The organism is Pseudomonas sp. Z4-7 (genome assembly GCF_051131965.1).
In the GTDB taxonomy this organism is placed as follows: Bacteria; Pseudomonadota; Gammaproteobacteria; order Pseudomonadales; family Pseudomonadaceae; genus Aquipseudomonas.
This window is the reverse complement of the sequence record NZ_CP071642.1, coordinates 5,906,434-5,932,182: the sequence shown is the minus strand read 5'-3', so window position 1 is coordinate 5,932,182 and position 25,749 is coordinate 5,906,434. Positions and strand designations below refer to the sequence as shown.

Annotated in this window: 29 protein-coding genes; 16 read left to right on the top strand and 13 right to left on the bottom strand. The window is 58.9% G+C overall.

Features of this window, described 5'->3' with window-relative positions; genetic code table 11:
- Positions 1-471 precede the first annotated feature (471 nt).
- Complete coding sequence (locus J3P91_RS26795) at positions 472-1,686, top strand: aldose 1-epimerase family protein (RefSeq protein ID WP_434602235.1); 1,215 nt, start codon at positions 472-474, stop codon at positions 1,684-1,686.
- A 5-nt stretch (positions 1,687-1,691) separates the two neighbouring features.
- Here the strand turns inward: J3P91_RS26795 and J3P91_RS26790 are convergent, their stop codons facing one another.
- Entirely contained in the window at positions 1,692-3,185 is a 1,494-nt protein-coding gene (locus J3P91_RS26790) for a YifB family Mg chelatase-like AAA ATPase (protein ID WP_434602234.1), read from the bottom strand.
- A 354-nt stretch (positions 3,186-3,539) separates the two neighbouring features.
- Between J3P91_RS26790 and J3P91_RS26785 the strand changes: the two genes are divergently transcribed.
- From J3P91_RS26785 to J3P91_RS26750, 8 genes are read left to right on the top strand one after another with little or no spacing between them, the layout of a single operon-like run.
- A complete protein-coding gene (locus J3P91_RS26785) occupies positions 3,540-3,716 on the top strand; it encodes a hypothetical protein (protein WP_434602233.1) in 177 nt (58 codons plus the stop codon).
- A gap of 51 nt (positions 3,717-3,767) precedes the next feature.
- Positions 3,768-5,024 carry a YcaO-like family protein gene (locus J3P91_RS26780; protein WP_434602232.1) on the top strand — a complete coding sequence of 419 codons (1,257 nt, stop codon included), beginning with the start codon at positions 3,768-3,770 and terminating at the stop codon, positions 5,022-5,024.
- Positions 5,005-5,679: a TfuA-like protein gene (locus J3P91_RS26775; RefSeq protein ID WP_434602231.1), complete on the top strand. Its 675-nt coding sequence runs from the start codon at positions 5,005-5,007 to the stop codon at positions 5,677-5,679. Before J3P91_RS26780 ends, J3P91_RS26775 begins: the two co-directional genes overlap by 20 nt.
- A gap of 1 nt (position 5,680) precedes the next feature.
- Positions 5,681-6,451 carry a hypothetical protein gene (locus tag J3P91_RS26770; RefSeq protein ID WP_434602230.1) on the top strand — a complete coding sequence of 257 codons (771 nt, stop codon included), beginning with the start codon at positions 5,681-5,683 and terminating at the stop codon, positions 6,449-6,451.
- A 3-nt stretch (positions 6,452-6,454) separates the two neighbouring features.
- A complete protein-coding gene (locus J3P91_RS26765; protein ID WP_434602229.1) occupies positions 6,455-6,727 on the top strand; it encodes a MoaD/ThiS family protein in 273 nt (90 codons plus the stop codon).
- Position 6,728: 1 nt separating this feature from the next.
- Positions 6,729-7,856, top strand: coding sequence for a molybdopterin-synthase adenylyltransferase MoeB (gene moeB / locus J3P91_RS26760; RefSeq protein WP_434602228.1), 1,128 nt, complete (start codon positions 6,729-6,731; stop codon positions 7,854-7,856).
- Between the two features lie 47 nt (positions 7,857-7,903).
- Positions 7,904-9,208: an MFS transporter gene (locus J3P91_RS26755; RefSeq protein ID WP_434602227.1), complete on the top strand. Its 1,305-nt coding sequence runs from the start codon at positions 7,904-7,906 to the stop codon at positions 9,206-9,208.
- Between the two features lie 47 nt (positions 9,209-9,255).
- Positions 9,256-10,422 (top strand): spermidine synthase, encoded by a 1,167-nt coding sequence (locus J3P91_RS26750; protein WP_434602226.1) that lies wholly within the window; start codon positions 9,256-9,258, stop codon positions 10,420-10,422.
- A gap of 44 nt (positions 10,423-10,466) precedes the next feature.
- Here the strand turns inward: J3P91_RS26750 and J3P91_RS26745 are convergent, their stop codons facing one another.
- From J3P91_RS26745 to J3P91_RS26725, 5 genes are all read right to left on the bottom strand, one after another.
- Positions 10,467-10,688, bottom strand: a complete 222-nt coding sequence (locus J3P91_RS26745; protein WP_434602225.1) for a hypothetical protein — start codon at positions 10,686-10,688, stop codon at positions 10,467-10,469.
- Positions 10,689-10,746: 58 nt separating this feature from the next.
- The gene (locus J3P91_RS26740) at positions 10,747-11,298 is read right to left on the bottom strand and encodes an ABC transporter ATP-binding protein (protein WP_434602224.1); all 552 of its coding nucleotides are present in this window, start codon (positions 11,296-11,298) and stop codon (positions 10,747-10,749) included.
- Positions 11,299-11,357: 59 nt separating this feature from the next.
- On the bottom strand, positions 11,358-12,158 hold the full coding sequence (locus J3P91_RS26735; RefSeq protein WP_434602223.1) for a hypothetical protein: 801 nt from the start codon (positions 12,156-12,158) through the stop codon (positions 11,358-11,360).
- Positions 12,159-12,257: 99 nt separating this feature from the next.
- The gene (locus tag J3P91_RS26730) at positions 12,258-12,689 is read right to left on the bottom strand and encodes a hypothetical protein (protein ID WP_434602222.1); all 432 of its coding nucleotides are present in this window, start codon (positions 12,687-12,689) and stop codon (positions 12,258-12,260) included.
- A 400-nt stretch (positions 12,690-13,089) separates the two neighbouring features.
- Positions 13,090-13,350 (bottom strand): accessory factor UbiK family protein, encoded by a 261-nt coding sequence (locus J3P91_RS26725; RefSeq protein WP_434602221.1) that lies wholly within the window; start codon positions 13,348-13,350, stop codon positions 13,090-13,092.
- Between the two features lie 414 nt (positions 13,351-13,764).
- Here J3P91_RS26725 and glnK point away from each other — a divergent pair, with 414 nt between their 5' ends.
- The 4 genes from glnK (at position 13,765) to sutA (ending at position 16,536) form a co-directional block, all read left to right on the top strand.
- Positions 13,765-14,103, top strand: coding sequence for a P-II family nitrogen regulator (gene glnK, locus J3P91_RS26720; protein ID WP_002555808.1), 339 nt, complete (start codon positions 13,765-13,767; stop codon positions 14,101-14,103).
- 34 nt (positions 14,104-14,137) lie between these two features.
- Positions 14,138-15,472, top strand: a complete 1,335-nt coding sequence (locus J3P91_RS26715; RefSeq protein WP_305497956.1) for an ammonium transporter — start codon at positions 14,138-14,140, stop codon at positions 15,470-15,472.
- A 213-nt stretch (positions 15,473-15,685) separates the two neighbouring features.
- On the top strand, positions 15,686-16,111 hold the full coding sequence (locus J3P91_RS26710) for a secondary thiamine-phosphate synthase enzyme YjbQ (RefSeq protein ID WP_434570954.1): 426 nt from the start codon (positions 15,686-15,688) through the stop codon (positions 16,109-16,111).
- 101 nt (positions 16,112-16,212) lie between these two features.
- Positions 16,213-16,536, top strand: coding sequence for a transcriptional regulator SutA (gene sutA, locus J3P91_RS26705; RefSeq protein ID WP_007941277.1), 324 nt, complete (start codon positions 16,213-16,215; stop codon positions 16,534-16,536).
- A 335-nt stretch (positions 16,537-16,871) separates the two neighbouring features.
- On the opposite strand, the gene J3P91_RS26700 is transcribed toward sutA, so the two are convergent.
- Genes J3P91_RS26700 through lptM form a run of 6 tightly spaced genes read right to left on the bottom strand, consistent with a single transcriptional unit; the run spans position 16,872 to position 21,484 of the window.
- Complete coding sequence (locus J3P91_RS26700; RefSeq protein WP_305497957.1) at positions 16,872-17,576, bottom strand: HAD family hydrolase; 705 nt, start codon at positions 17,574-17,576, stop codon at positions 16,872-16,874.
- Positions 17,573-18,472 carry a tyrosine recombinase XerC gene (xerC, locus tag J3P91_RS26695; RefSeq protein WP_434602220.1) on the bottom strand — a complete coding sequence of 300 codons (900 nt, stop codon included), beginning with the start codon at positions 18,470-18,472 and terminating at the stop codon, positions 17,573-17,575. The genes J3P91_RS26700 and xerC overlap by 4 nt, the downstream gene beginning before the upstream one ends.
- Before the next feature lie 2 nt (positions 18,473-18,474).
- The gene (locus J3P91_RS26690) at positions 18,475-19,200 is read right to left on the bottom strand and encodes a DUF484 family protein (RefSeq protein ID WP_434602219.1); all 726 of its coding nucleotides are present in this window, start codon (positions 19,198-19,200) and stop codon (positions 18,475-18,477) included.
- 12 nt (positions 19,201-19,212) lie between these two features.
- Positions 19,213-20,043, bottom strand: coding sequence for a diaminopimelate epimerase (dapF, locus tag J3P91_RS26685; RefSeq protein WP_434570960.1), 831 nt, complete (start codon positions 20,041-20,043; stop codon positions 19,213-19,215).
- A gap of 4 nt (positions 20,044-20,047) precedes the next feature.
- A complete protein-coding gene (gene lysA / locus J3P91_RS26680; protein ID WP_434602218.1) occupies positions 20,048-21,295 on the bottom strand; it encodes a diaminopimelate decarboxylase in 1,248 nt (415 codons plus the stop codon).
- A 9-nt stretch (positions 21,296-21,304) separates the two neighbouring features.
- Positions 21,305-21,484 carry an LPS translocon maturation chaperone LptM gene (gene lptM / locus J3P91_RS26675; protein WP_264428547.1) on the bottom strand — a complete coding sequence of 60 codons (180 nt, stop codon included), beginning with the start codon at positions 21,482-21,484 and terminating at the stop codon, positions 21,305-21,307.
- A gap of 184 nt (positions 21,485-21,668) precedes the next feature.
- On the opposite strand from lptM, the gene cyaY reads away from it, so the two are divergent.
- The 3 genes from cyaY (at position 21,669) to rnk (ending at position 22,893) form a co-directional block, all read left to right on the top strand.
- The gene (gene cyaY, locus J3P91_RS26670) at positions 21,669-22,001 is read left to right on the top strand and encodes an iron donor protein CyaY (protein WP_434570964.1); all 333 of its coding nucleotides are present in this window, start codon (positions 21,669-21,671) and stop codon (positions 21,999-22,001) included.
- Positions 22,002-22,005: 4 nt separating this feature from the next.
- Complete coding sequence (locus J3P91_RS26665) at positions 22,006-22,224, top strand: DUF1289 domain-containing protein (protein WP_305497964.1); 219 nt, start codon at positions 22,006-22,008, stop codon at positions 22,222-22,224.
- Positions 22,225-22,482: 258 nt separating this feature from the next.
- Positions 22,483-22,893 carry a nucleoside diphosphate kinase regulator gene (rnk, locus tag J3P91_RS26660; protein WP_305497965.1) on the top strand — a complete coding sequence of 137 codons (411 nt, stop codon included), beginning with the start codon at positions 22,483-22,485 and terminating at the stop codon, positions 22,891-22,893.
- A gap of 6 nt (positions 22,894-22,899) precedes the next feature.
- Here rnk and J3P91_RS26655 read toward each other — a convergent pair whose 3' ends face one another.
- On the bottom strand, positions 22,900-25,743 hold the full coding sequence (locus tag J3P91_RS26655) for a class I adenylate cyclase (protein WP_434602217.1): 2,844 nt from the start codon (positions 25,741-25,743) through the stop codon (positions 22,900-22,902).
- Positions 25,744-25,749: the final 6 nt, after the last annotated feature.

Below are 25,749 nucleotides of genomic sequence, written 5' to 3'. Positions count from 1 at the left end.
GTGGGAGCGAGCCTGCTCGCGAAGGCGGCCTTCCAGCCACATCGCGGTCAGCTAACCCACTGCTATCGTGAGCAGGCTCGCTCCCACAATGATTCCAGGTGGGACGCAGAGATGATTCCGCCGCAATTCCCCTGTGGGAGCGAGCTTGCTCGCGAAGGCGGCCTTCCTGCCATATCTCTATCAACTGACCCACCGCTATCGCGAGCAGGCTCACTCCCACAATGATTCCAGGTGGGACGCAGAGATGTTCCGCCGCAATTCCCCTGTGGGAGCGAGCCTGCTCGCGAAGGCGGCCTTCCTGCCATATCTCTAGCTACTGACTCACCGCTTTCGCGAGCAGGCTCGCTCCCAAAAAAAGCGGCCTGATTCTGTAGGCACGCTCCTTTTTGCGGTTGATTGCTGTTTTTCGGCTTGCTGAAACGTTTCTTCAAGTCTATAAAAAACGCACAACTCCAATAAAAGGTCGTTTCCATGACTCCGCTCAAACTCCTCGTTGCCCTCAGCGCCCTCGGTGCTGCCTCCCACGCCATGGCCTGGGATTATGTCCTGCTCGATACCGACAAGGCCGCACAGCCCTGGCAAATCACCAGTCAGCAGCTCGGTGTGAAGACCGACAAGCCGTTTTCCGTGACGATGCGCACCCTGCACGGCGGTCGCCAGGAAGGCGTCAGCATCGTCGATATCGACAACGGCACGATGAAACTCTCGGTCGTCCCGACCCGCGGCATGAATGTGCTGCAGGCCTCGGTCGGCGATGTCCGTATGGGGTGGGATTCGCCGGTCAAGGAAGTGGTCAATCCGGCATTCATCGAGCTCAATGGCCGGGGCGGCTTGGGTTGGCTGGAAGGATTCAACGAGCTGGTCACCCGCTGCGGCTACGAATGGGTCGGTCATCCGGGCATGGACAATGGCGAGCTGCTGACCTTGCACGGCCGCGCGGCCAATATCCCGGCGAACAAAGTCACCCTGCACATCGATGAAAAACCGCCCTACGCGATTACCCTGCGAGGCGAGTTGAAGGAGCAGGCGTTCAAGAAAGTCGACTTTTCGGTGCAGACCGAACTGGTCACCGAACCCGGTAGCGTGACCTTCGCGCTCAGCGACACGCTGACCAACAACGGCGACTATCCGAAGGAATACCAGGCGCTCTATCACAGCAACTTCAGTACGCCATTCCTGGAGCAGGATGCGCGCTTCGCAGCACCGGTCAAACAGGTGTCGCCGTTCAATGACAAGGCCAAGGGCGACCTGAAAGACTGGCAAACCTATCGGGCCCCAACCAAGGACTACGACGAAACCGTCTACAACGTCGTGCCTTACGCCGACGCCAAGGGCGATACGCTGACCGTATTGCACAACAAGGCCGGTAGCCTCGGCGTATCGGTGGGCTTCAACACCGGGACGCTTCCGGTATTTTCCCTGTGGAAAAACACCGATACCCAAGGCCAGGGCTACGTGACCGGCCTGGAGCCGGGCACCAGTTTCTCCTACAACCGTCGCTATCAGCGACCACTGGGCCTGGTGCCGACCATCGCACCGAAAGAGCGCAAGCAATTCCAGATCCACTATAGCCTTCTGGCAAACAAGGTTGCCGTGGACAAGGCCCTCAAGCGCATCGATGACATCCAGGGCGATCGGAAAACCGAGGTGCGCGATACCCCGTTGGTGGACCTGAGCAAGCCATAGGCGGTTCAAACCGTGGCGGGGCGATACTGCAGGGCTTCGGCCAGATGTTCGCGGCTGATTCGCTCCGCTTGCTCAAGGTCGGCCAATGTCCGGGCGACCTTGAGCAAACGATGGGCGGCTCGCAGCGACAGGGTCAGCCGTTCGCAAGCGGTTTCCAGCCAGGCTTCGTCGGTGGTGGACAGTTTGCAGTGCCGGCGCAGGCCCGGCAGATCCAGGAACGCATTGGCACAGCCTTGGCGTGCTTGCTGGCGTTCACGGGCATCGGCCACCCGTTCGGCGGCGGTGGCGGTGTCGTCCCCCGGTTCGCTCTTGGGGTTCAGTGCGGTGGCTTCCCGGGCCACGGTCAGGTGCAGGTCGATCCGGTCGAGCAGCGGGCCGGACAGTTTGTTGCGGTAACGCTGCACCATGTCCGGTGTGCAGGAGCAACGACCGCTGGGCTCGCCGAGATAGCCACACGGGCAGGGATTCATCGCCGCCACCAGCTGGAAGCGCGCCGGAAAGCGCACCCGGTCGCGGGCGCGGGATATCACGATGTGCCCTGACTCCAACGGTTCTCTCAGCACTTCCAGCACCTTGCGGTCGAATTCCGGCAACTCATCCAGAAACAGCACGCCGTGATGAGCAAGGGTGATTTCTCCCGGTTGCGGCTTGGACCCACCGCCCACCAGCGCCGGGCCGGACGCCGAATGATGCGGCTGGCGGAACGGACGCTGCGGCCAATGGCTCAACGGCACGCAACTGGCGACCGACTGGATCGCCGCGACTTCCAGGGCCTCGCTTTCGGCCAAGGGCGGCAATAACCCCGGCAAACGGCTCGCCAGCAGCGTCTTGCCGGTACCTGGCGGACCGCTGAACAACAGGTTATGGGCTCCTGCTGCCGCGATCAGCAACGCGCGCTTGGCCCCGGCCTGGCCCTGGACTTCACTGAGATCGGGGTAGGGCTTGCTGGCCGAAAGCAGCCCGTTGGAAACAAAGGGTTCGACCGGGGTATGGCCATTAAAATGCGCCACCGCTTCGAGCAGGTGATTCACCGCGATCACTTTCAGTCCCGACGCCAGGCAGGCCTCCTCGGCATTCGCCCAAGGCACCACGAGCATGCGTCCAGCCTTGCGTGCCGCCAGCGCCGCGGGCAACACTCCGCGCACCGGTCGTACCGCCCCGGACAACGCCAGCTCGCCGAGGCATTCGACGTCGTCCAGCATCAGCGTCGGCACCTGCACGCTGGCCGACAGGATGCCAAGGGCAATCGCCAGGTCGAACCGCCCGCCGTCCTTGGGCAGGTCCGCCGGCGCCAGGTTCAAGGTGATGCGTCGCGCCGGAAAGCTGAGCCCCGAGTTGATGATCGCACTGCGCACCCGATCCTTGCTTTCCTTCACCGCCGCCTCCGGCAGGCCGACCATGGTCAGCGACGGCAAGCCATTGGCCAGATGGACTTCGACGGTGACAGCGGGTGCTTCGACGCCGACCTGGGCGCGGCTGTGAACGATGGCGAGTGACATGAATCGTTCCTTGAGTGGTAGAGAGGACCGCATCCTGCGGTTCTTGAAGGTTAGTTGTGAGGGAGCGCTTCGGTGGAGCGATTGGAAGGGAAACTTTGGCGGAATGTTGCGAAAAAATAATCAGTCGATGGAAGAGGAGTGCGTGACTCGTTTTCGCCGCTACTCATTGTGTATGGTTGGCGATCTGTCTTGACCTTCTTATCCAAAATCACCGCACGAGTCGGAAAATGTAAACGTTTAAACAATCTGAAGTTGAAAAATATTGTGTTGACATGATCTTCCTTATCTGCAAATCCTTATAGGCGTTGCGCAACGAACTTCCTTGAACGCAATACTACGGATAGGACAAAGAATATGGACTCTCTAGTTAATAATGGTGTCTTCGAGCTTGAACTGGACGCAGAAACTGCGGAGAAATTTTCCGTGATCCTGAATGATGAAAGTTTAATGCATGCTGGTTTTGTGGCTCATCAGTCAAATAACAATGTTTTGACGCTGGCTCTGGCTGAAGATGTAAAAATCGCAGCCTGATAAAAGCGGGAGGGAAGTAATCCCCTCCCGCTTTCTATTGTGTTGAGCATAATGCTTGTTTATACCTTTCATCATTCAAAGGTAGCCCTTATGCAAAGGCTTAGTTCGAGCCTTCGTCGCCGCAGTGCCGAAGAAACCTTAAAGATCATCGTCAATGATGTAGCCCCGCGCTTGGGTATTACCCGAGTGACGGACACCACTTGGCTGGACTGTATTGGCATTCCCGTGTTTGCCAGTATACGACCCGATGCGTTGAAGGGGGCGCTGTGCGTTAATGCCGGTAAAGGCCTCAGGGCAACGGAGGCTAAAATAGGCGCATACATGGAGGCCATCGAGTTCAGCCTTGCGCAATATAATACGGCACAATTGAAGTTGCTGAGGACTACGCCGAGGCAAATCATTGGCAGCCATGAAGGACGGATAAAATTCAGTCAGTTCTGCATGTTGTATGGCTTTTCAGCCGACGCCGACTCTCTGATCATGGCTATCGAAGCTGAAGATATATTGCGCAGACAAAAGGTGCTTGTCCCCGCCGAACTGGTGTTCATTCCTTACCCCGAAAACCCTGGACAACAACTCTTCGGGGAGAGCTCCAGTGGGCTGGCTTCAGGCAATGAGCTAGTGGAAGCCTCGGTACATGCTGTTTGCGAACTCATGGAGCGCGATATTCAAGCTTTTAATCACATGTATGACCGCTCCCGCCTCGTCAATCTGGACAGCTGTAGTGCAGAAGCCAAAGCCCTTGTCAATAAAATCAGTGGCTCAGGATTAAGCCTAGCGGTTCGTCACACAGAAAACTGTTTTGGCTTGGCCTGCTTTCAAGCTTTTATCATGGAGGAATCCTCCCAAGCGCCCATCTCTGTGGCAACCGGTTCAGGGTTACATCCCATCAAGGAAATCGCCTTGATCCGCGCTATCTGCGAGGCTGCCCAAAGCCGTCTAAGTCACATCCACGGGGGCCGGGACGACATCATCGAGCGCGTCAAATACTTCGAGAGGAAGGGCCGTTCGGTCGAACTTCAGGCCATCTCAAGCTTGCGTACCGCGGCCACCTCTCGGAACCAGATGATCGATTACTCTTCTATCGAATGCCAGGAAGCCGCTATTCCCACGATCGAATCGGCCTGGGAGTTGCTTATCGAGCGGTTGCAGCGCGTCGGGCTCAGTACCGTGCTAAGGGTCTTGCTCAGTAAAGCGTCAGACGACATCACTGTGGTCAGAGTTATTATCCCGGGGCTTGAAACCTTTGAACCCGGTTTGAAAAGAGTCGGTCCGAGGTTAAGTACATATGTCAAACAAAGCGCTTGAGATTTGTACACTTTTTGCTGGCCCCTCTCTGCAAGGAATAGACAGTCAATTACTCTGCAGTGACGGCCTAGTAATACGACCGCCGATCAAACGCGGCGATGTCGAGCGCTTGGTAGCGCAATCGTCCCCCTCGAATTTGGCTATTGTTGATGGCGTATTTCATGCACACCCTGCTGTCGGCCATGCCGAGATACTTGACGCCTTAGCTGCGGGTTGGCGCATTTGGGGATTATCGTCCATGGGTGCCATTCGCGCTTGTGAAATGGATACGCTGGGAATGACAGGTTTTGGTGAAGTGTATCGAAAATTTGCCAGCGATCCGGATATGTCGGACGACGAAGTAACTCTGATACATCAATCACAAGAGCCTTTTCTTTCACTTAGCGAACCACTTATCCATATTAGGAAGTTTTTGAGTGAGTGGGTGGCTGTGCAGATTATTACGCCAGAACAAGAACAGCACCTACTTCACTATCTGAAAAATATGTGGTATGGGCATCGAACGCTGAATTGTTTGAAAGACGCCTTGCAGGCGCTCCCTGTTGCGGCGGAAATAATAGATAGTGCCCTGGCAAATTTTTCTATCTATAGGATAAAGAATCTGGACTTGATCGATTTTCTTAAGCTTCAACCGTGGACGAGGACGGTAAAATAAAATGTCGCCATCAGAGATGCTGTTTGAAATAAATGGCTTGCCTTTTGTGCACGCTAATTTTAATAGTAAAAAACTTTTAACGCTCGTCGCCGTTGTACGGAAAAATATTGACGGTGGTCAGTTGCCTTTAATCACTTATTTGCAGCCAGACTTCGCTACGACCTTGTATAGCCAGCACATCGAAGGTGCGCCTGCATTTCCGCCCCATCAAGCTCTCTGTAACGCCGAGCAGATCATGTTGGGCGAAGCGAAGAGCAACCTCAAGGCCTTGCTGCCGGAATGGACCAGCTTATTGGAGCTTCCGGTTAATATACATAAGTTACTGAATCAACAAGTCAGCCTGACCAACCCCGTGTTGCCGCAACAGATGTTTTTGGGCGAGGCGGCATTTACCAGCATGACGGACCTTGAAGAGTTACTTGTGCATGAACTGTCCCATATCTGGTCCAGCTTGATCGCTGAGATTTACGATTTCCAGCTCAAGGACAGTTCGAGCGACTACATATTGCCATCAGGAACCGGCGGCAAGAATCCTCGGGGTGTCCTACTGGCCTGCCTATTTGCGATCAGCGCCGTGAACTACCACCTGAGGTTGCTGGGCAGCGGTTCCGTGCGAGCTCGTCCCGAACGACTCGACTATTTGCGCCAGTACTTCTTCAAAAGCCTGGCCACTCTTCAGGCTTCGGTCGAACTGTCCGAAATCGGAAAACTGATTACCTCCAGGCTGGATGCGTTTTCCAGCGATCTGACAACTGACACCGTACAAGGATGACCCATGGCCGTCGTACACTTTCCCCGGCAGTTTTTATCCTACACCGACCAGCATAAAACACACGCTATCGAGGGCTTGTGCGTCATCGATGTATTGAGCAATCTGACCGCACAGTATCCCGATCTGATTGGCCCGGTTTTCACTGAGGATTTGTACCCGCTTCCGTTCGTGGGGTTGTTCGTTAACGGCATGCCTGTGGTCAGTGAGCATGATCGTCGTTGTCCTCTGGACAGTAATGCGCAATTGATTTTGATCAACGCAGTGGCAGGTGGCTGACATGCAATGCAACCTGAATGCGGAAACCTCCCGTTACGCCCGCCAAATCATCCTCAGCGAGGTCGGTGCTCAGGGGCAGCAGCGCCTTAATGACAGCAAGGTGTTGGTAGTCGGCGCCGGCGGACTGGGCTGCCCGGTACTTCTGTACTTGGCAGGAGCTGGCGTCGGGAGGATCGGTATTGTTGATAGCGACATCGTCGACGTTAGCAATCTGCACCGACAAATTCTCTATTCAACTGCCGACGTAGGCGACCTGAAAGTATTGGCAGCCAAGCGTCGCATCAATCAGTTGAATCCTAACATTGTCGTCCACACCGTTGCCACGATGCTGAAACCGGACAATATCCTCTCGACGCTGGCGGAGTACGACATCATCGTCGACGCCACCGATAACTTCGGCGCCAAATATCTCATTAGTGACGCCTGTGTCGAGTGTGAAAAACCGATGGTCTATGCCTCGATCAGTCAGTTCGAGGGGCAGGTGTCGGTATTCAATTCTTACGACCGGCACACCCAGCAACGAGGGCCATGCCTCCGGGATCTGTTCGAAACACCGCCGCCACCGCACTTGACACAAAACTGCTCGGAAGCAGGCGTTCTTGGTGTTATTCCTGGCCTGGTAGGATGCTTTCAGGCCAATGAAGTTCTCAAGCTCATCCTACATGCAGGAGAGCCCTTGAGCGGAAAGTTATTGTCCATTGATTGCTTGGAAAACACTTTCAACCTTTTGAACATCAATAAAAAAACACGGGACCGACATCTTGCGAAACTGCTTGGAGCTGCTACCACGTCTGCGTGGCGCGACAGCGACTGGCTTTCGCCCGACAAACTGCACGACTGGATAGCGACGCAAGCGCCATTTCAATTGATCGACGTACGCGACGTCACCGAGCATCAACAAGGTTCGCTGGGCGGCAGTCTGATTCCGCTCAAAGACATCATCAACCGCCAGCAAGAACTCGATACCGCCCGCCGTATCGTTTTCTATTGCAAAACCGGCGTCAGGAGTAAGGCGGCGTTGCTAGCAGTTCGTAGCTTCAGCCAGGAAGCGGAACTCTACAGCCTGGAGGGTGGAATCGAGCGATATATGGCGATTTACCCTGATGAGAATCACCTCGTCGTTTCTTGAATGCCCGTGATTACGCAGTCACCCAATTCGGATCAAAAGGTACATAAATGAATGCAAATTTTTCAGGCATTACGTGGGGCATGCCCGGCATCGACCGACGTCTGCTGAAAGTGCAATTCAGCTTTTTATTGATGGTTCTGGGGGGCCGGTGCAATCAGCTGGCGGTGGCGTGGTGGGCCTTGCAGGAAACGGGCTCTGCACTCAATTTCGCCAATATGGTTGCCTGTTCCATCGCGGCAGAAGTGTTAGCCAAACCTCTGCTGGGATGGCTGGGAGACAAATACAACAAAATTCTGATCATCAAACTTGCCTTCTGGATCAGCCTGCTGACAGCGCTGTTGATGGTGTTGCTGTCCGCCACGGAATCATTCAACCCCTGGACGGTGGGCGCGCTGATGATGATCAGTAGCGCGATCATCGGCGTACGCGACCCTCTCCAGGCGTCAATTATTCCTTTGTTTGCAAACGACGATAAAGTCTCTCTGGCCTTTCGGACCAAAAGCGTGATGTCGTCCTTTTCCATTCTGTTGGGGCCGGTATTGGCCAGCGGGTTGATCTACGGGTTCGGTATCACTTTCGCCTTTGCCGCCGATTTCTTCGCGATTCTAATCGCCGGAGCGCTGATCGCGACCATCCCGAGCCACATCGGCGCCTCTCCCCAAGGCGAAAAGGCGACGGATGCCAGCGGCCTCAGCATGATCTATTCCGGCTTCAAAGTGGTTTACGGAGTGAAAGTTGAATTTTACCTGGCCATCATTGCAATGCTGGTCAACTTTGCCCTTTTTCCATTCTTCACCATCCTGATCCCACTGTACGTAAAGGACGTCATTCAATACCCGGTCACTTACATCGGTCTTCTGGATTCGTCCTTCGGACTGGGCATTCTGGCGGGCAGTTACAAGATCATCGGTTGGTTATCCAGTCGGATCCCCCGGGATATGTGTGTGTCCGCAGGTTTTGCATTACTGGGGTGCAACCTCGTGGTGGTCGGGACCGTTTCATCGCCCCTCATTGTTACCATGGCCTTTTTCTGCGGTGGTGTCGGCCTGATGTTGATCAACATCCCCACCTCCGCCGTGAGGTTGCTGGCAACGCCAAAGCTCCATCGCAACAGGATTTTTGCCACGGTTTCATTTCTGTCTGCGGCGGCCAGTCCCTTGGGCAGTTTGGCGATGAACATCCTGATTGCTCCTCTGGGGGTCGCACTGACAATCACGCTGCTGGGCGTCATGGTGCTGCTGTTGTCTCTGCTGGTCTTTCTGGTGCCCGACTTCAAAACTTTCATGCGCTCCCAGGATACGCAGCTCAATGATGTCTATCTGGATAAATACCCTGAAGCGTTTGTGCACTGACGCGCCCGCCGTACCCCAGCCTCTTTATAACTGAGTTGCCTTAGACCATGCCGGACTTCAAGGATCGACCTGGGTCTGCTCAAAATGAACGGATTTTCTGCGGCCAATATTATGACGACATGGGTTGTGCTGGATTTCTCGGGGATCCCTCCAAGGATCGGATCTCGGTTCTGATGCTTGGGCTTTCGGATGGTTTGGCGCTGGCGCCGATCGCAGCCAGTACCAGAGTTGCCAATCTGTTGGCCGTTGACCTGGACGAGACCGCGCAGGTGCGCAGCCTCGACAACCGGAACCGACTTGCAGCGCATATCAACTTTGACAGCGTGATCGTCGATGCCGCGCACTTCCTGATGGCCACTCCTGATCGGTACGACGTCATTATTGTCGACCTCTACACCCAGAGCGCTTATGCCCCGATCGTGTTTGATCACGGATTTCACCAACTATTGAAGAGCCGCCTCAATCCTCTCGGCCACGTAGTGTTCAACGGCTTTGGCGTTCCTATGAACCTGGATCCGTTCAATGGTTCTACGCCCCAGGCTTGGCTCGCTCACTGCCTGAGCGAAAGCTGGGGCGACATTCGTCACCTGCCCCATCGACGCAATGCAACGTTCATCATCGGTCCCCCGCCTTCTACCACGCTGGGCACTACACCTGTCGTGGAGTTTTTGTGTGCCAGTGACCGTCTTTTTATGGACATCATGAGCTTTCGCCTGCGGTACCTGACCCCCACGGTTTTTCGTCACGCGTCGCTTGTGCCGCCGGCGCTGGACTTCGCCGGGATCGATCTGGAGGTGCAAAGGCGGTGGGCAAACTCGTTACCAGCCTTGTCTGCGCTGCTTCCGGTCTCGTTAAAGCTGAACAAGCCTAACGATCTAATTGCATTACTAGATGACCCGGGCGCTTGCCAAGCGCTGCAAGAACGATTGTTTGAGGACAAGTCTTCGCTGCGAACCACGCTGGCGTTGCTGATCGCAGGCGAAGTCAACTTCTCGGACCGCGATATGTCATGGCTGCCCGACTGGGTCGTCGCGACACTGGAGAATAGCGTCGAGATCCACCCGCGAGACTGGCTGGAGGGCTTACTTCCTTACGCCTATGGCGTTATTACCCACAGAACCCGGGGAAATTTGGCCAAAGTGGAAGGTTTTCGACGGGCGCTAGCGCGATTGTCATCGAGTGTTTACTCACGTCCCAGCGACAATAAACCCTGAAGCGCCTTACTGGCTTCTCCGGGCGAGCCTTTTTCACTGCGGTTTTATGAACCCGGCACCTCGACAAGCCCGGGCGTAAGCCCTTGCACGACCACTCCTTGCGCGACGGTTGTACGTGGGCTGACCATTACGCGCTCGGGGCGGGCTTGTGCCGTCGCCCGGTGCAGCACGTAGGTCGCCCCGGATTCATCGCGGCGAAGGGCGCTCGGCGGTACGGCGATGCTTTGTTCGTCGCGGTACAGAATCACTGCCAGACGTGCGCTCATACCGGTCCGCAGCGGGGGGTCGAAAGCGGCGACGGCCGTATCAATCGACACCTGGACCTTATAGCGCGCGCCTGCGTCCTGCTGGTCGGCCGCCTCGTTCTGTATTCCGATGGCCAGTATGCGCTCGCGCGATGGCCACGCGCTGACGTTGGCCGCCTGACAATTGTGCCGGGCGATGATGCAGGCGTTCGCCCAGCCCGAGCTGCAATAGCTGGCGCCGCGCGGCTGCCTGGGCAGCTTGGCGCGATATGCTACGATAGAGCAGCGCCAGCGCGACATTGTCCAGGGCGTCCAGGCGTGGCAGCAGGTTGAAGCTCTGAAAGACGAAGCCGATGTGTCGGTTGCGCATCATCGCGCGAGCGTCAGCGCTTGCCTGGGTCATGTCGCGGCCAGCCAGGTAGACCTGCCCGGTCGAAGGTTGGTCAAGCAGGCCGATCAAGCCGAGCAGGGTACTTTTGCCGGATCCCGAGGCGCCGATAATGGCGCAGCTCTGTCCTGCATTGATGGTCAGCGACACATCGTGCAGGGTGGCGCGTGCGGTCGCGTCGATGCCATGGATATGGCTCATGCTTTGTACGCGGATCAGCTCGGGAGGAAGATGTTCAGGCATTCGTTCTTCCATCCTGAGCGAGCCCCTTTCATGGAAAGGGGTTCAGGGTCGAAGCCTGCTCAGGCGTCTGTCGCGGGCGTTTCGGGTTTGTCTTTCTGCTGTTGCGCCAGCATCAGCTCAAGCAACGATTGCCATGGGGGCATTCCATCGTCGCTGCCGCTTATCTTCCGCGCCTTGGCAAGTTCGGCGCTCTTGATCATTTGGTTGTAATCGGCTTCGTAGTCGCCGAAGACTTGTGCCTCCATGATGGGCGGCAGGTTCTTGTAATGATTGAGAGTGTCCTGGAAGTGCTGCGGGGACACATACCCATTGCGCTCTTGCTCCCCGATGCTCTTATAAAACACTGACTTGGCCCATGCGGATTCCAAATCATGGGCCGCGCTCCAAGCGGCCCTGCGTTCATTGACGGTAAAGTCAACACTGTCGTCGTAGACGATCAACGTCAGTTGCTCGAGGGACAGATCCTGAAAAGGGTTGGCGCCCTTGTTGTTGAGGTGGTTCGTCGCCTGTTGAGCCTGTTCCAGCCGCTGCGGGTCGTCCGACGTCGGCACCTCGGCGTCGTTAACTTGCTTGTTTCTTTGGAAGACAGGGCTGTAAATGTCTTGTGTGACTCGCTTGGCAATGTACGCCAAACCAGTACGGTCATTGCTGGCGTCCCGTTCTGCTGCACGTGCTGCCGCGTCGCTGAGCATCTGTGCCAGCGGCGAGAGTTGGGCGGTATCGGTATTGTCTTTCAGGGCGCTGGGTTGCACCTCGGTCGTCGGACCGGGGCCGGCTTTGTGGTCGGTAGGTTTTATGAGGCTTGAGGTGGTTTTCAAGGTTGTTGCGTAGGGCGTACGTGCGCCGTTGATACCATCCATTGTTTTATCTCCGTAGCTCAACTGCAGTGCGGTTTGTGCGCTGCGTTTGATAAGGCCATGGCCGCCTCGTATGGCCGCCCTGGACACACCTGCCGGGGTTTACCTGATCGTGAATTCGGTGGTCCACGAATGGTCGGACGCGCTTACCGAAGTAATTGCCGCCGTGCAGCGAGCTCCGTTGCTGCTCTGCGCATCTTTCGTCCATTTAGGTATCTTGGGGTTGCTGTAAAAGGTACTGAACACGCAAGTTTTGCCGTCGACGCTATAGCGGACGACCGCGGTGGCAATGGCAGGGTTGCGTTGATCTCGCACCTCAAAGGAGCTGGACTGCTGCGGTTTGATCGTATCCTCGGGCTTGGGTTGTGCATTGGCGTTGGTGAGGGCTTCGTTATTGCCGATGACCGAGTACTTGGCCTCTACATTGCCGAGGTTTTTGACGGTTACCCGGATCAATGGACCTGCTTGCGCCGCACCAGCGACGAGCAGGGAGCAAACGGCCAAAGCCGCGACGCTGCATTTTTTCAATTGCATGCCGTTTTACCTGTTAGACATGTTCGTATGTCGCACGACGGATAGCCGTCCGCCTTGCCCGGTTTACAGCCTTGATGCTGGCTGCATGTCCATTCCGGTTACTTCGCGTCGGCCCCATTCGTTGAAAGTCCGACTTGCGCAAAGTCCAGCTCGTTAGCGCATTCCATTACGAAGATTTAGCGGCGAATGCCAGGGAAGCTTTAACGGGGTTTCGGATAAAGTTCGCGTATTCGACGAATTTAGGAAGTTTTTGTAGGATTTTTCGCGAAGATGGCCGTCGCGGCTGATGCGCCGAACTCATCCGGAAGAGAAAGGGCGAGAGAAAGTTTCCCGCTATTGGGATGGCCGCAAGTAAAAAACCAAAAATCGCGGCCCTGGGTAATGCCTTCAGAAGTACGCGTTATTCCGCAGGTGGATTCAGCCTCGCCTCCAACTCCGCCACCTTCGCCTCCAGGCTCTCCAGCCGCGCCCGAGTTCGGGCCAGCACGACCATCTGGCTGTCGAATTCTTCCCGGCTCACCAGGTCCAGCTTGCTGAAGCCGCTTTGCAGCAGCGCCTTGAACTGGCTTTCGATTTCGCTTTTGGGCAGGGGAGTGTCGCCGCTCAACAGGCGGGAGGCGTGGCCGCTCAGGGCGTCGAGGAGATCTTTGGGGGCAAGCATGGCAGGTGTCCTGGAAACGATGGGGGGCAGTGTATCACGCAGGGTCTATAGTCAATTCGCCAGGCGTGGATGCACGCTTTTCGCGCACTGCGCCGGGCGTCACCGCACCGTTGTTGTGCGTATCGCTCCGGTTCGTGGCGCGTGCCGGGCGGGCGCGGTGGTCAAGGGGTTGAAATCCGGGGGGTTGGGCACAGATGGCAAGCTTTCTGCTTAGTGGCTGATGACCCATGCACTGATGCAGTCGCTGTGACGAATGCAGTGCAGCAGGCGGAGCGGGGAGTTTCGTCAGGAGTAGTCAGCTGGCGCCAGTCGGGCAACTTGGGCCGACGACGCGTTACAAAGCCAGGCACTGCGCTTAGACTTGAGTCGGGTTTGTTTTCCTGGGGCAAGTCCACCAATTCGGGAGAGAGTTTCATGAAGCTAGTCACTGCCATCATCAAGCCGTTCAAGTTGGACGACGTGCGCGAGTCGCTGTCCGAAATCGGCGTGCAGGGCATTACCGTCACTGAAGTCAAAGGCTTCGGTCGGCAGAAAGGTCACACCGAGCTGTACCGCGGCGCGGAATACGTGGTCGATTTCCTGCCCAAGGTGAAGATCGACGTTGCCATCGACGACAAGGATCTTGATCGGGTCATCGAGGCGATTACCAAGGCCGCCAACACCGGCAAGATTGGTGACGGAAAGATCTTTGTGGTCAATCTGGAACAGGCTATCCGCATCCGTACCGGCGAAACCGATACCGACGCTATCTAAGCCGCCAAACCCCAACGCCCCAGGAGAAAACAATATGACTCTGCGTAAATTCGCAGGGCTAGGAGCCCTGTTGTCCTTCGTAATGCCTGGCCTGGCCATGGCAGAAGAAGCGGCAGCCCCAGTCCTCAATTCCGGCGACACCGCCTGGATGCTGACGGCCACGATTCTTGTTCTGTTCATGACCATTCCTGGCCTTGCGCTGTTCTACGGCGGCATGGTTCGGTCGAAAAACATTCTTTCCGTGATGATGCAGTGCTTCGCCATTACCGGTCTGATCAGCGTGTTGTGGGTCATCTATGGCTACAGCATCGCGTTCGACACTACCGGCATGGAGCAGGGCGTCGTCAACTTCAACTCCTTCGTCGGCGGCCTGGGCAAAGCGTTCCTGGCGGGCGTCACCCCGGCCAGCATCACCGGCCCGGCAGCGTTGTTCCCTGAAGCAGTCTTCATCACCTTCCAGATGACCTTCGCGATCATCACCCCGGCCCTGATCGTCGGCGCGTTCGCCGAGCGGATGAAGTTCTCCGCCATGCTGATCTTCATGGGAGTGTGGTTCACCCTGGTGTATGCGCCGATTGCGCACATGGTCTGGTCCGGCAACGGCGGCCTGATGTGGGACTGGGGTGTACTGGATTTCGCCGGTGGCACCGTGGTGCACATCAACGCCGGTATCGCAGGCCTGGTGGCGTGCCTGGTGCTGGGCAAGCGCAAAGGCTTCCCGACCACGCCGATGGCACCGCACAACCTGGGTTACACCCTGATGGGCGCGGCCATGTTGTGGGTGGGCTGGTTCGGTTTCAACGCCGGTTCCGCCGTCGCGGCCAACGGCACCGCCGGCATGGCGATGCTGGTCACCCAGATCGCCACCGCAGCCGCCGCGCTGGGCTGGATGTTCGCCGAGTGGATCACCCACGGTAAGCCAAGCGCACTGGGCATCGCCTCGGGCGTCGTGGCCGGCCTGGTTGCAATCACCCCGGCGGCCGGCACCGTGGGCCCGATGGGCGCCCTGGTCATTGGCCTGGCGGCGGGCGTGGTGTGCTTCTTCTGCGCCACCACCCTCAAGCGCAAGCTCGGCTATGACGACTCCCTGGACGCCTTTGGCGTGCATGGCATCGGCGGTATCCTCGGCGCCATCCTGACCGGTGTGTTCGCAGCGCCAGCCCTGGGCGGCTTCGGCACCGTGACCGATATCGGTGCGCAAGTGTGGATTCAGTTCAAAGGCGTAGGCTTCACCGTGATCTACACGGCGGTTGTCACCTTCATCATCCTCAAGGTCCTCGACGCCGTCATGGGTCTGCGGGTCTCCGAGGAAGAAGAGGCCGTGGGCCTGGACCTGGCCCAGCACAACGAACGTGGTTACAACCTGTAATCGCGCTCCAATAAAAAATGCCCGGTTCGCCGGGCATTTTTTTGTCTGGAGTTTGTCATTGCTCACAGGGCGTGCTGGTTTTTCCGACGCCTTTTGTTGTGTATGCGACACGGGTTTTTCTACCGCCAAAGACTTACAGGAAAGCAGGAATATTAGGCCCTTTGTTTTTTCCCAGAGCGCGCTAGAATGCGCGCCGAACGTGCGGAGAACTGTATGTGGCAACAGACGCTGATAACCCTGCGGGCAAGGCCCCGGGGCTTTCATCTGGTAACGGACGAGTTGCTCGCCGGCCTGCCTGAACTCAAGGCATGTCGTGTCGGTCTGTTGCATCTGTGGCTGCAGCACACCTCGGCCTCGCTGACCATCAACGAGAACGCCGATCCGGCGGTACGTCGAGACTTCGAACGATTTTTCAATCGGCTGATCCCACAAGGAACCGCCGACTATGAGCACAACGACGAAGGCCTGGACGACCTCCCGGCGCACTTCAAGGCCAGCGTGCTGGGATGTCAGCTCAGTCTTCCGGTGACGGCGGGACGGTTGGCGTTGGGCACCTGGCAAGGTGTTTATCTGGGCGAGCACCGTGATCATGGCGGTACTCGTAAAGTCCTCGCCACCTTGTACGGTGAAGGGGCATGACCGCTGATGGTTGGCGGATGTTGAATTTTTTCTGGCAGCCTTCGACAGATGGCGAAGCTGGGCTATAACTAATCTGCTTTTCGCAAGTCATGAGGTAGAACATGAGCGACGATGATCTGGAAAACGACGACCTCGAAGTAGGTGATGAAGACGAGGCCGAAGAAGGCCTGGAAGCGGCGGCTGAAGACGTCGCTGACGATGACGGTGCCGATGTTCCGGTCCCGACCGCCAAAGGCAAGGCCAAGGCGGCGGTATCGGTCGACGAGTTGCCGAGCGTAGAGGCCAAGAACAAGGAGCGTGATGCGCTCGCCAAGGCCATGGAGGAATTCCTGGCCCGGGGTGGCAAGGTGCAGGAAGTGGAGGCCAATGTGGTCGCCGATCCGCCCAAGAAGCCTGACAACAAGTACGGCAGCCGCCCGATCTGAGTATCTGCCCTTGCTTGCTGAAAAAGCCCGCCGTCGCTGCGGGCTTTTTCATGGGCCGGATAAAGTTTAGGACCATACGCCGATCCTGTGGGAGCGAGCTTGCTCGCGATAGCGGTTTACCTGTCACATCGATGTTGGATGTGCCGCCGTCATCGCGAGCAAGCTCGCTCCCACAGGGTTTTATGCCTGGCTTGGAATCGCAGGGCATAAGAGATCCAGGGTGGGAGTGAGCCTGCTCGCGATAGCGGTGTGTCTGTTGGCATCGATGTGGGATCTGCCGCCCTCTTCGCGAGCGGGCTCGCTCCCACATAGGCGGCGTTGTGGTTGTCGGGGGCTCAGCGCGGGTTATGCCATCCTGCCAATAACCCCGGCAGTTCGGTCAGGCTGCGGATTTCTGCATCCGGCGCATGGTCGGCGTCCCACGCCTTGCCTGTCGGGTTGAACCATACTGCGCGCAGGCCGGCCTGTTGGGCGCCGGCGATGTCGTCGCCCGGGTGATCGCCGATGTGCACGGCAGTCTGCGCGGTCGCGCCACCGCGTTGCAGGGCTTCGTGGAACAACCGGGCGTCGGGCTTGGCGATGCCGATGTCCTCGGCGCACAGGGCGAACTTGAAGTAATCCGCCAGCCCCAGGCGCCGCACGTCGGCGTTGCCATTGGTGACGACGCCAAGGGCGTAATCATTGGCGAGCAATTCCAGGGTGGGCTGTACCTCGGGAAAGACCTCCAGTTGATGTCGGGCATGCAGGAAGGCCTCGAATCCCTGGTCTGCCAGCTCCGAAGCCCGCCATTGATCGTAGCCGGCGTCTTGCAGCGCTCGGAACAGCACGCGTCGGCGCAAGGCACTGATGCGGTGCTTGAGGTCCGGCTCTTCGCTGAGCACTTGCGTGCGGATCGCCCACAAGCGCTCCACCGGAAAGTCGCCCAGGTCCGGTGCGTTATCGGTCAGCCACTGACGTAATACGGCTTCGGCGCTGGCGATCACCGGGGCGGTGTCCCACAGGGTGTCGTCCAGGTCGAAAGTGATGAGTTCGATGGTCATGATTCGTCGCCCTTGATGCGTTTGGCCCTGGGGTGGGCACTGTCATAGACCGTCGCCAGGTGTTGGAAATCCAGATGGGTATAGATCTGGGTGGTCTTGATGTCCGAATGGCCGAGCAGCTCCTGGACGGCGCGCAGGTCCTGGGACGATTCGAGCAGGTGGCTGGCGAACGAATGTCGCAGCATGTGTGGATGCAGGTTCTGCCCAAGTTCGCGCTCACCGGCAGCCTTGACCCGCAGTTGTATCGCTCGCGGCCCGAGGCGCCGGCCTTGCTGGCTGACGAAGACCGCATCATCGGCCGGGTTGGCCATTGCCCGGAGCGGCAGCCACAGGTCCAAGGCTTCCCGGGCCTTGCGGCCGATAGGCAGCAGGCGGGTCTTGCTGCCCTTGCCGTGCACCTGAACCATGCCGTCGGCCAGGTCCAGTTGTTCCAGGTTCAGCCCGGTCAGTTCCGAAAGCCGCAGGCCCGAGGAATAGAACAGCTCGAGGATTGCCTGGTCTCGTCGCGCGAGAAAGTCATCCTCGACGGCGCCCTCCAGCAATTGCAAGGCGCGGTCGGTGTCGAGGGTCTTGGGCAGCCGACGCTCGCCCTTTGGCGGTGCCAGGCCGGTGGCCGGGTCGTGGTCGCAAAGGCCTTCACGGTTGAGGTACTGGTACAAGCCGCGCACCGCCGACAACAGTCGCGCCAGGCTGCGGGAGGATTGCCCTTGTTGATGCAGGCGGGCAATCAGGCTGCGCAGGCGCTGGATATCCAGGGCCGACCAGCTGCCGATATTCTGTTTCTGGCACCAGCCCAGCACCTTTTCGAGGTCGCGGCGATAGGCCGACAAGGTGTGGGGCGACACCTGGCGCTCACTGCGCAGGTGCTCGCAGTAGGCGTCCAGTTGCCGTTCCATCGTCAGCGTACCGAGCGCAGCGAACCGACAACCCGTGGCAGCACGCGGCCGGTGACTTCGGCGATATAACTCAGGAACAATGTGCCGACCGAGCTCTTGTAGTGCTGCGGATCGCGGCTGGCGATGGCCAGCACGCCGTGCACGCCCTGGTGGGCAATGGCGACGACGGCCGTAGAGCCGATCTGCTTGCGTTGTTCTTCGCCGAACAGGAAATCCAGCTCATGTTCGCGCAGGCTGCCGCTGACGCTTTTGTTTTCCGTGAGCAGGCCGCCGATGGCGGTCTGCGCTTCGGCGTGTGTCACCCAGCGCCCAACCGGCATGGCGTTGTCGCCAAACAGGATGAGGCTGACAAAAGGCACCTGGAAATCCTGGCGCAGGCTGTCTTCGACGCTCATCACCAGGTCTTCCAGTGTGCTGGCGTCCATCAACGCGAGGATCAGGCGACGGGTCTTGTCGAAGAGCCGGTCGTTGTCACGCGCCACGTCCATGAGGTGCGAAAGACGGTGGCGCATTTCGATGTTGCGTTCGCGCAGGATCTTCATCTGGTGCTCCACCAGCGACACGGTATCGCCGCGCCGGTGGGGAATGCGCATCGTCGAAAGCAGGTCTTCATACTCGACGAAAAAGTCCGGATGGGCCTCCAGGTAAGCGGCCACGGCTGCGGCTTCCGGGTTCTGGCTCGGGGATTCGTCGGGCTGCGGGGCTGGAACCTGAGGCTTATCGGTCATGGTTTGGCTCACTCAAAGACGAACTTGTCCTTCGTATACGCGTACGGCCGGGCCGGTCATCATCACCGGTTGGCCAGGGCCTGCCCATTCGATGGACAGGCGCCCGCCGGGTAGGTCGATCAGCAATGGCGAATCCATCCACCCCTGGCTGATCGCGGCGACGGCCGCAGCGCAGGCGCCGGTGCCGCACGCCTGGGTTTCCCCGGCGCCGCGTTCCCAGACACGCAGTTGCGCGCGATGCCGATCGATGACCTGCAGGAAGCCGACGTTCACCCGCGCCGGGAAGCGCGGATGATGCTCGATCTTCGGCCCCAGTTCGTGCACGGGCGCACTGTTTATATCATCCACCCGCAGCACGGCATGGGGGTTGCCCATGGAAACCGCCGCCAATTCCACCGGCATACCGTCGACGTCGACGGTATAGCTCAGGGCCTGGGCCGGTGCCTGGAACGGAATGTCCGCCGGAACCAGGCGTGGGGCGCCCATGTTGACGCCGATCTGGCCGTCGCTGCGGACATCCAGTTCGATGATGCCGCTTTTGGTCTCGACGCGAATCTGCCGTTTGGCAGTCAGGCGCTTGTCCAGCACGAAGCGGGCGAAACAGCGCGCACCGTTGCCGCATTGCTCCACTTCGGAACCGTCGGCATTGAAGATCCGGTAGCGGAAATCCACGTCCGGGTTGTTCGGCGCCTCGACGATCAGCAACTGGTCGAAGCCGATGCCGGTGTGGCGGTCGCCCCATTGCTTGGCATGCTTGGGCAGGATGTGCGCGTGCTGGCTGACCAGGTCGAGGACCATGAAGTCATTGCCCAGGCCGTGCATCTTGGTAAAACGCAGCAGCATGGTATTACTCCGGCAACAGGCTTTCGCCGGCAAACAGCTCGGCTACCGTCTCGCGGCGGCGCACTTCGAATGCCTGATCACCGTCTACCAGCACCTCGGCGCAACGGCCGCGAGTGTTGTAGTTGGAACTCATGACAAACCCGTAGGCACCCGCCGAATGCACGGCCAACAGATCGCCTTCTTCCAGCGCCAGCTCCCGGCCCTTGGCCAGGAAGTCGCCGGTTTCGCAGATCGGCCCGACGATGTCGTAGGCGCGGTCCGCGGTATCGCGTGGGCGCACCGCGGTGACATCCATCCAGGCCTGGTACAGCGCTGGACGGATCAGGTCATTCATGGCCGCGTCGACGATGGCGAAATCCTTGTGCTCGGTGTGCTTGAGGTACTCGACCTGGGTCAGCAGCACGCCGGCATTGGCGACGATGTAGCGACCGGGCTCGAACATCAATGCCAGGTCGCGGCCTTCGAGGCGCTCGCGCACGGTCTTGATGTAGTCGGCCACCAATGGCGGTTCTTCGTCGCGATAACGCACGCCGACACCGCCGCCAAGGTCGATGTGACGCAGGTAGATGCCGCAGTCGCCGAGGCGATCGACCAGCGCCAGCAGGCGGTCGAGGGCATCGATGAACGGTTCGAGGGTGGTCAGTTGCGAGCCGATATGGCAATCGACGCCCAGCACTTCCAGGTTTGGCAGCTGGGCCGCACGTACGTACACGTCCTCGGCGTCGGCAATGGCGATGCCGAACTTGTTTTCCTTGAGACCAGTGGAAATGTACGGGTGGGTGCCAGCATCGACGTCCGGGTTCACGCGTAGGGAAACCGGTGCGCGCACGCCTAGCTCGGCGGCGACGACCTGCAACCGCTCCAGCTCGTCGGTGGATTCGATGTTGAAGCAATGCACACCGACTTGCAGCGCGCGGCGCATGTCTTCGCGGGTCTTGCCGACACCGGAGAAAACGATCTTGTCGGCGCTGCCACCCGCGGCCAGCACACGCTCCAGCTCGCCACCGGATACAATGTCAAAGCCGGCGCCAAGGCGCGCCAGGACGTTGAGCACGCCCAGGTTCGAGTTGGCTTTTACCGCGAAGCACACCAGGTGCGGCATGCCTTCGAGGGCATCGGCGAAGGTGCGGTACTGGGCTTCGATATGGGCACGGGAATAGACGTAGGTCGGCGTGCCGAAACGTTCGGCTATCGCGGACAGGGCAACCCCTTCCGCGAACAGCTCCCCGCCACGGTAGTTAAAAGCGTCCATGGCGGTCCCTTAGTAAGTGGTGTGGGTGTCGTGCGCGTGTGACTTGGATTGCGACGACTTGGCCTGCTCTGCTTGTTCTTCGGGAGACTTGCTGTCATCAGGCAGGTACAGCGGACCTTTTTGACCACAGGCTGTCACAAGGCAGGCAACCGCGACGAGCGCAGCAAGGGAAGAGATCAGGCGCTTCATGGCGAAATCCTTGAAAATGCGTTAATTGCGCCGGAGTATACCGGCCACCCGTCAGCTTGCCTATGCAACGGGGCGCCCGTCCGGCGGCGCTGGTTGTCTCAACCGGTATATCCTTTGCAATCGCCGGGAAGCGTCCGTATCTTGCGGCGCTTGAGCATGAGCAGACATTTTCGAGGTTGCCGCAATGAGTTTGACTGAAGCCCGTTTCCACGACCTGGTCGATGCGACCCAGCAAACGCTGGAGGATGTGTTCGATGACAGTGGCCTGGATATCGATCTGGAAATTTCCGCCGGTGTACTCACCGTCAAGTTCGAAAACGGTACCCAGCTGATCTTCAGCCGCCAGGAACCGTTGCGGCAGTTGTGGCTGGCGGCGGTGTCCGGTGGTTTTCACTTCGACTATGACGAGGAAAGCGAGCGCTGGATGTGCGACAAGAGCGAAGAGCAGTTGGGCGAGATGCTCGAACGCATCGTCAAGCAGCAGGCGGGCGCTGAGCTCGAATTCGAAGGACTGTGAACGCGTGAGCCAGCCAGCCCCGGCGCGGCCACCCAAGCCGCTCTACAGCAACGTCAGCCCCGCCGTTCCGTCGCCTTGCACCAGCGTGTGCAAGCTGGATGAGCAGAAGGTCTGCCTCGGCTGTTTCCGGCACGTGGAAGATATCCGCGAATGGCGCTCGGCGGATGATGAGCGCCGGCGGGTGATCTGTGCCGAGGCGGCCAAACGCAAGTCTTTGTCATGACGCCCGTGGCGAGGGAGCTTGCTCCCGCTCGGCTGCGAAGCAGTCGCAAGATTCTTGGGGTCGCTTCGCAACCCAGCGGGAGCAAGCTCCCTCGCCACAAAAGCCTTCCACCAGATGGGCAAGAACCATCCGGGTTGTATATTTATTGAGCTGTGGTAGTGTCCAGCAACGCCTCAACTCATCGAGGCGCGTGAAAACCCCGTCTTATGTGGCGGGGTTTTGCTTTTTTCGTGCAGAAGAAAGGAGTCTGCCTGGATCATGACCGCACCTTCCATCACCCTGACTCGCTTGGACGTACAACGTCTGGAGCGCTTGATCGACAGCCTGGATGACACGCTTCCCGGTGTGATCGCGTTGCAAACCGAACTGGATCGCGCCGAGACACTGGTCGGCCACGATGAAGTGCCCGCCGATGTCGTGACCATGAATTCGCGCGTGCACTGCCGCGAGGAAAGCAGCGGCAAGGATTACCATCTGACGCTGGTCTACCCGAAGGACGCCAACGCCGACGAGGGCCGGATTTCGATCCTGGCTCCGGTGGGCAGTGCCTTGCTGGGCTTGAAGGTGGGGCAGCACATCGACTGGCCGGCGCCGGGTGGCAAGACCTTGAAGCTGACGTTGCTGGAAGTCGAGTCCCAGCCGGCCAATGGCGGTGATTTCCCGTCCTGAACCCCGTCAGACCTGATTCAATGCTTCGTTCAGTGCGCGCTCCAGGTCGGCCTTGTAGCGCAGGAACAAAATGCTTGGGCAGGCACCGTCACCGACCAGGCCGGAGAGGTCCAGGTCGGTGATATAGCAGCGATAGCGTTCGGCGTCGCGGCGCTGCCCGACGATTTCCCTGGCGACCACATGAAACAGCTGGTCGCCATGCTCCAGCTCCGAAAATTCCCGTTGGTCGCAATAGAGGGTGACGTGCACTTGCCCGTGCGCCGCTTTGCCGATGATCGCCTGTACGTCGTAGAAGGGCTTGTTGACCGGCGTCTGCGGCGCCTGCCGTGATTCGACCCGCCGGGCCCGCCCGTTACCCGAAGGCAGGAGCTGGTAATAAAGGACTTCCAGGGTCAACGGCTGGGTGGCGTCCATCGGCAGCAAGGCGTCGCGGCGATACAGCACCGACTGCAGGAAGCGCTGCAGCGGCACCAGCAGGCTTTGGTCATCGTGATACGGCAGGCGCTGCTGCCACAACGCGTTGAATTCATCGAGCACATACAGCTCCGCTTCGTCCTCGTAGACCCGGTAGAACACCTGGATGCACTCGGGCTGGCCCATGGGCAGGATCAGGGCCGCGTCGTGTTCTTCCATGGCCATCGCGTCCAGATGCAGCGGGCTGTACGCCGTCAACTCTTCGCCCAGGTAGTCCATCAACGCCGGCAGGCTGCTCAACGCCACATGGTTGACCTGGCCGGGCACCAGCTCCAGCACGTGATAATGCTGCTGGACCTGAAGCAGGTAGCGGTAGTTGAGTTTGCTCAGCAGCAAGGTCTGGGCGGTCTCGATGACTTCTTCAACCCGTCGCGCGATGAACTGCGCACGGTTGTGGCAGAAACAGCGCACCTGCAAGCGTGGCTGGCGCTGCGTAAGGGGCAAGTCGTTGAGGTAGTCGCGCAGGCAATCGAGCAAGGCGTGCTCGCCGTCGAACCGGTTGACCAGTACTTCATTCCAGCTGTTGAGGGTGACCTGGTCGAGGGTCAAGACCAGGTTTTCGCGGACACCGGCGTAGCTCAAGGAGTCGGTGCGCTCGGTGGTCATCAGGATGTTCAGGTCGCGGTGATGCTTGAGCGGGTCGACGCCGACGTTCACCAGGATCAGCACTTCGCCGGGTACGCTGGCATGCAGCAGCTGTTCTTCGTCAACCGTGGCCAGGGGCAGGGCGATGGACTGTTGCAGGCTGCCCAGCAAGTTGAACAGCTCGAACTCGCTCAGGTCGCTGTCGCCGGGGTGTAGCGCCAGGCGCGTGCTACTGTCGATCACGCCGTTGCGGTGGCACCAGGTGAGCAATTCGAGCAATTCGCGGCTGCGCTTGATCGGCGCGAAATTCTCCCATTCCAAGGCATTCAGGCTGCCGTTGTACAAACCCCACTGGTTCTGCCCCGGCTCTTTCTTGTTCGGCGACTGGACCAGGGTCAGGGTGTCTTCGGCCAGGTCCGGGGCGATCCCGGGATTGATGAACTCGACCTTGTCGGCCTTGCGCTCGAAGGCCGCATACAGCCGTCGGCCAAGGACATTGAGGTCGCGCTTGTTGATCAGGCTGACGGTCTTTTCGGTGCGGGCGAACTGGGTCAGGAAACGATAACTGTAGGTCAGCTCGTTGACCAATGCGCGCCGCTCATTGCTGACCTGACGGACCTTCCATTGGCTGCGGCTGTCGAGCAACGCGAGTTGGCGTTGATCCCAACCCCAGTCCCGCGCCAGGCGTTCAAGCAGGTTGCGTTGCCAGCCGCTACTGCGGGCGTGGCCAGTGAGCTTGCGATTGACCTTCAGGTACAGCGCGCGGCGGATCAGCTCCAGGCGTTCCGGTTCGCCACGGGCGTTGAGGTATTCCTCGAGACGGCGGTAAACCACCATGTACGGGTCCAGCTCGTCCAGGTCCAGGCGATTGGCGAACACCGCCTGCTTGAAGCGCAGGCTCAGGCAGCGCACGTCCGGGTGTTCGCTGGCGTAGACCTCGGTCAGCAAAAGCTTGAGCACGGATTTGTAGGGTGACTCGATGCCCTTGAACAACTGCCAGAGCCCGGCGCCGATGAATTCGCCCGGCGGGATGTAGGCCAGATGCCCCAGGTCCAGGGTTTCGTCGGCACGGATGAAGCGCTTGGAAATCAGCGTGTGGGTGTATTGCTGATAATTCTCTTCTTCATAGACCGGCACCAGCCACCAGATCGGCGTGCGCCCGGCCAGCCAGATGGCGGTGCGGTAGAACTCGTCCAGCAACAGATAATGCTGGGTGGTGCCGCAGTCATCGGAGCTGAGCTGGTTGTCCCGTTCGCCGCGGACGAATCGCGCCGGGTCGATGAGGAAAAAGTGAGCCTCGGCGCCTTGGGTGGCGGCCCAGATTTCCAGCAGCTGGCATTTCTTGCGTAGCTCGGCAAGTTCATCGTCGCTCAAGTCCGGGCCGTGGCACACCCATACGTCCATGTCGCTCTGGTCGGCCTGGGCGAGTGTGCCGAGGCTGCCCATCAGGAACAGGCCGAGGATTGGCCGCGGAGGGTGGCTGCCATGGCGCGGCTTATACGAAAACGAGCGGGTCAGCCGCTGGGCCTCGGCGAGGACATTGGCGTCGGGCTCGTAATTCGACAACCCGGCGGGCGTGCTGCCGGAGACATAGCCAGGCAGCAGTGGATGGTTGACGTGAAAGAACAGCGGAAGCAGCGTCAATACGCCCTGCTGGCGGGTCGATAACCCTTCGAGGGCGCGCTCCATGCGGCCGGTATTGAGCTTGAGGAAACGCGCGCGTAACTGGCTAAGGACCTTGCGGTCGATTCCCTGGTCCAGATCGGGGCGTATTTCGTGATTGCGGGTCATGTCAGC

Excerpts from the sequence above, each read along its gene's own strand:
- cyaY (WP_434570964.1), top strand. The coding sequence starts at position 21,669 with ATGAGTTTGACTGAAGCCCGTTTCCACGACCTGGTCGATGCGACCCAG.
- J3P91_RS26775 (WP_434602231.1), top strand. The coding sequence starts at position 5,005 with ATGTCAAACAAAGCGCTTGAGATTTGTACACTTTTTGCTGGCCCCTCT.
- J3P91_RS26740 (WP_434602224.1), bottom strand. The coding sequence starts at position 11,298 with ATGCCTGAACATCTTCCTCCCGAGCTGATCCGCGTACAAAGCATGAGC.
- J3P91_RS26715 (WP_305497956.1), top strand. The coding sequence starts at position 14,138 with ATGACTCTGCGTAAATTCGCAGGGCTAGGAGCCCTGTTGTCCTTCGTA.
- J3P91_RS26755 (WP_434602227.1), top strand. The coding sequence starts at position 7,904 with ATGAATGCAAATTTTTCAGGCATTACGTGGGGCATGCCCGGCATCGAC.
- glnK (WP_002555808.1), top strand. The coding sequence starts at position 13,765 with ATGAAGCTAGTCACTGCCATCATCAAGCCGTTCAAGTTGGACGACGTG.
- J3P91_RS26795 (WP_434602235.1), top strand. The coding sequence starts at position 472 with ATGACTCCGCTCAAACTCCTCGTTGCCCTCAGCGCCCTCGGTGCTGCC.
- J3P91_RS26710 (WP_434570954.1), top strand. The coding sequence starts at position 15,686 with ATGTGGCAACAGACGCTGATAACCCTGCGGGCAAGGCCCCGGGGCTTT.
- J3P91_RS26780 (WP_434602232.1), top strand. The coding sequence starts at position 3,768 with ATGCTTGTTTATACCTTTCATCATTCAAAGGTAGCCCTTATGCAAAGG.
- moeB (WP_434602228.1), top strand. The coding sequence starts at position 6,729 with ATGCAATGCAACCTGAATGCGGAAACCTCCCGTTACGCCCGCCAAATC.
- J3P91_RS26785 (WP_434602233.1), top strand. The coding sequence starts at position 3,540 with ATGGACTCTCTAGTTAATAATGGTGTCTTCGAGCTTGAACTGGACGCA.
- J3P91_RS26765 (WP_434602229.1), top strand. The coding sequence starts at position 6,455 with ATGGCCGTCGTACACTTTCCCCGGCAGTTTTTATCCTACACCGACCAG.
- lptM (WP_264428547.1), bottom strand. The coding sequence starts at position 21,484 with ATGAAGCGCCTGATCTCTTCCCTTGCTGCGCTCGTCGCGGTTGCCTGC.
- J3P91_RS26700 (WP_305497957.1), bottom strand. The coding sequence starts at position 17,576 with ATGACCATCGAACTCATCACTTTCGACCTGGACGACACCCTGTGGGAC.
- sutA (WP_007941277.1), top strand. The coding sequence starts at position 16,213 with ATGAGCGACGATGATCTGGAAAACGACGACCTCGAAGTAGGTGATGAA.
- J3P91_RS26730 (WP_434602222.1), bottom strand. The coding sequence starts at position 12,689 with ATGCAATTGAAAAAATGCAGCGTCGCGGCTTTGGCCGTTTGCTCCCTG.
- J3P91_RS26690 (WP_434602219.1), bottom strand. The coding sequence starts at position 19,200 with ATGACCGATAAGCCTCAGGTTCCAGCCCCGCAGCCCGACGAATCCCCG.
- rnk (WP_305497965.1), top strand. The coding sequence starts at position 22,483 with ATGACCGCACCTTCCATCACCCTGACTCGCTTGGACGTACAACGTCTG.
- dapF (WP_434570960.1), bottom strand. The coding sequence starts at position 20,043 with ATGCTGCTGCGTTTTACCAAGATGCACGGCCTGGGCAATGACTTCATG.
- lysA (WP_434602218.1), bottom strand. The coding sequence starts at position 21,295 with ATGGACGCTTTTAACTACCGTGGCGGGGAGCTGTTCGCGGAAGGGGTT.
- J3P91_RS26750 (WP_434602226.1), top strand. The coding sequence starts at position 9,256 with ATGCCGGACTTCAAGGATCGACCTGGGTCTGCTCAAAATGAACGGATT.
- xerC (WP_434602220.1), bottom strand. The coding sequence starts at position 18,472 with ATGGAACGGCAACTGGACGCCTACTGCGAGCACCTGCGCAGTGAGCGC.
- J3P91_RS26745 (WP_434602225.1), bottom strand. The coding sequence starts at position 10,688 with ATGAGCGCACGTCTGGCAGTGATTCTGTACCGCGACGAACAAAGCATC.
- J3P91_RS26770 (WP_434602230.1), top strand. The coding sequence starts at position 5,681 with ATGTCGCCATCAGAGATGCTGTTTGAAATAAATGGCTTGCCTTTTGTG.
- J3P91_RS26790 (WP_434602234.1), bottom strand. The coding sequence starts at position 3,185 with ATGTCACTCGCCATCGTTCACAGCCGCGCCCAGGTCGGCGTCGAAGCA.
- J3P91_RS26735 (WP_434602223.1), bottom strand. The coding sequence starts at position 12,158 with ATGGATGGTATCAACGGCGCACGTACGCCCTACGCAACAACCTTGAAA.
- J3P91_RS26655 (WP_434602217.1), bottom strand. The coding sequence starts at position 25,743 with ATGACCCGCAATCACGAAATACGCCCCGATCTGGACCAGGGAATCGAC.
- J3P91_RS26725 (WP_434602221.1), bottom strand. The coding sequence starts at position 13,350 with ATGCTTGCCCCCAAAGATCTCCTCGACGCCCTGAGCGGCCACGCCTCC.